We start from the raw sequence: 2,449 nt of genomic DNA, 5'->3' as shown, positions 1-2,449 counted from the left end.
GCGGCAAGGTGAGGACGATGGGTTCGGCACGCAAATCGAGGCCGAGCCAGGAATAAGGGGTGTCCGAGTTGGGCGTCTGAACCGCCGTGTCTGCCGGCGTAAAGACACGTGGGATGTTGGTGATCTGATTCCAGGGCGCCTTGAATTCGGGATCCTGGCGATCCACGAAATAGGAGTACTCGACCCGATAGTTATCCACCAACGGGTAACCGTAGATATAAGCTTCCTTCGCGATGGCGCGGGCTTCATCTTCTGCGGTGACCGCCGCATGAGCGGCTGAGTTTGATACCAGTCCAAATACTAGCGCGATGGTCAGAGCGAGCAACGAAAGAGACTTCAACATGGCCGCAATCCTCCGCCCTCTCTTTTGTCGACCTCTTTAGCTCACTGGATCCAGCCCCTGGCCTGGAATCTGACTCTCAGCTCCTGCGCGATTGCGTCTGCCGTCGCTTGGGCTCTTCCCTCGAGCGTGTTGCGGCCGCTCGCCTCGCCATAAACTTTGAGCCCGCCGACGACGATCAGCCCGATGGGATTGCCGCTGGCGATCGCGACTGCTGCCGGCACCACCATCCCGGGCGTCTTGTTGCCGGAAGAGCTGAGCGTCCCCTCCCCGAGTTTGCGCCAGCCTTGCGGCGTCACCGCGTAGCCTTCGACCACCGTATCCATCTCCGAAGTTCCGGCGCCGAACCCAATCACAAAGCGCTGAACGGCGCCGCCAGCGCCTCCCCCTTCGGTAGATACAATATAGCCCCGAATCACACCGTCTCCCACTTGCGGCGAAGCTCCGTAGCCTGCCTGCACGGCGTTAAGTCCCATCGCGTTGATATCCGCCACCAGATCCTGCGCGATAATGGCGCCGAGACGGCGGCCCTCCTGGATCTGATCGGGCGTCGGCGGCGTGCTCGACGGACTGATCTGGTTGCGGATCGACGAATCGGACGGCATGTCGGCCGGGTTCGTGATAAAGTTGTAAACCCAAATCCTGTTCGGCCGCGCTAGACCCGGCTGTGCCATCGGGGTCGATTGCGTGACATTGGTCGAGGCGCACCCGGCGACCAGCACCAGCACTAAAACTAACGGCAGCATCCTGCTTAGAGACTTCATCATTTTTCTCCTGTCATGGTCGCTTCACTAAAGAATCAGCCGGATACTGGCCGTCACTAATGCTTTCGTCAACTAGACTAAAGGCCTAGTTCTGTCAGGTGAGGCGGTCGTCTTCCTGAAACGGTTGGCTCACCTGCTGGCGTCAACGGACTGCCATTTGCTTCGATGAAATGATATTGGTATCAGTATCATATCAATTCCGGGAGCAGTTATGCCGATGCCATCAGCAGCGAGTGCGGAGCCGAAACGATTTGCGCTTGGCGCCAGCCAGGATTGCCGAACGGTCAAGGTCAATGGCGTCGAGCTGGCTTACGACGATCGCGGACACGGATTTCCAGTCGTCGGCCTGCATGCGATCACGCATGGCAGTCGCGACTTCGAGTACGTCGCGGACAGGCTGGCGAGCAGGTGGCGCCTCATCACGCCCGATTGGCCCGGCCAGGGCCGTTCGGGCACAGATCAGCATCCTGCGTGCCTCGCGCGCTACACTGCGCTGCTCGCTGGATTCATGGATGTGCTCGAAATAGAGCGCGCCGTCCTGATCGGGAATTCAATCGGCGGCTCAGCCGCGATGGCCTACGCGGCGGAGTTTCCCGACCGCGTCGCCGGCCTCGTGCTTGCCAATCCCGGCGGCCTGATTCCGATGAACCCGCTAGGACGAAAGTTATGCGGCGCGATAGCGGCGCTCGGACGCGCCGGCCGCCGCGACGCGCCCTACTTCAAACCGTTATTCTCGATGCTGTATCGGCAGATTCTGCAGACGCCCGCCGCGAGCGCCCAGCGTAGCCGTATCGTCGACGCGGCCGCTGAATGCGCGCCGATTTGGGAGCAGGCGTGGCTGAGTTTTCGCACACCCGAGGCGGATCAGACCGATGCCGGCCCGCGAATCCATTGCCCGGTGCTATTCACGTGGGCGGCGCGCGATCGAATCGTCTCGTTCGCGTACAGCAAGGACGCGATTGGCCGTTTTCCAAATCACTCGGTCGCGATGTTCGCCGGCGGCCACTGCGCATTCCTCGAAAAACCCGAGAGGTTTTTAGCTGCCGTAGAGCCCTTTCTCGAAGGCGTTACGGCTGAGAGGCCAGTCGCAGCGGCGGCGCGATAGCCGATGCGCGCGAAGGATCGCACCACTATCGTGCGCCTGGCCGGAGAGTTGCGCGCGGACAGATCGCCTGCCGAGCCGCAGGTTCGCAGCAGGCCGGCGCGGAATCGACAACCCAACAAGACTCGCGACGCGCTGCTCGAAGCGGCGGCCAGGATTTTCAACTCGGCGGGATATCACGGCACCGATTCCAACCGCATCGCGCGCGAGGCCGGCTACGCGCCCGGCACTTTCTACGTTCAT

The 2,449-nt window shown here is 61.5% G+C and carries 5 protein-coding genes; 2 read left to right on the top strand and 3 right to left on the bottom strand.

What is annotated here, in order from left to right; genetic code table 11:
• The 3 genes from VK804_RS13985 to VK804_RS13975 all read right to left on the bottom strand — a co-directional run.
• On the bottom strand, nucleotides 1-343 hold a 343-nt coding region (locus VK804_RS13985; RefSeq protein WP_325371411.1), incomplete at its 3' end, for a DUF1254 domain-containing protein.
• Between the two features lie 41 nt (nucleotides 344-384).
• On the bottom strand, nucleotides 385-1,107 hold the full coding sequence (locus VK804_RS13980) for a DUF4410 domain-containing protein (RefSeq protein WP_325371410.1): 723 nt from the start codon (nucleotides 1,105-1,107) through the stop codon (nucleotides 385-387).
• Nucleotides 1,108-1,327: 220 nt separating this feature from the next.
• A complete protein-coding gene (locus VK804_RS13975; protein WP_325371413.1) occupies nucleotides 1,328-1,570 on the bottom strand; it encodes a hypothetical protein in 243 nt (80 codons plus the stop codon).
• Between VK804_RS13975 and VK804_RS13970 the strand changes: the two genes are divergently transcribed.
• Together VK804_RS13970 and VK804_RS13965 are read left to right on the top strand one after the other, a co-directional pair.
• Entirely contained in the window at nucleotides 1,460-2,209 is a 750-nt protein-coding gene (locus VK804_RS13970; RefSeq protein WP_325371412.1) for an alpha/beta hydrolase, read from the top strand. The two genes, VK804_RS13975 and VK804_RS13970, sit on opposite strands and share 111 nt — an antisense overlap.
• A gap of 3 nt (nucleotides 2,210-2,212) precedes the next feature.
• Nucleotides 2,213-2,449 (top strand): helix-turn-helix domain-containing protein (locus tag VK804_RS13965; protein WP_325371409.1); only part of this gene is annotated, 237 nt, incomplete at its 3' end.

The sequence above is a fragment of the Bradyrhizobium sp. genome (genome assembly GCF_035484855.1).
GTDB lineage: Bacteria > Pseudomonadota > Alphaproteobacteria > Rhizobiales > Xanthobacteraceae > Bradyrhizobium.
This window is presented reverse-complemented; position numbering and strand designations above follow the sequence as displayed.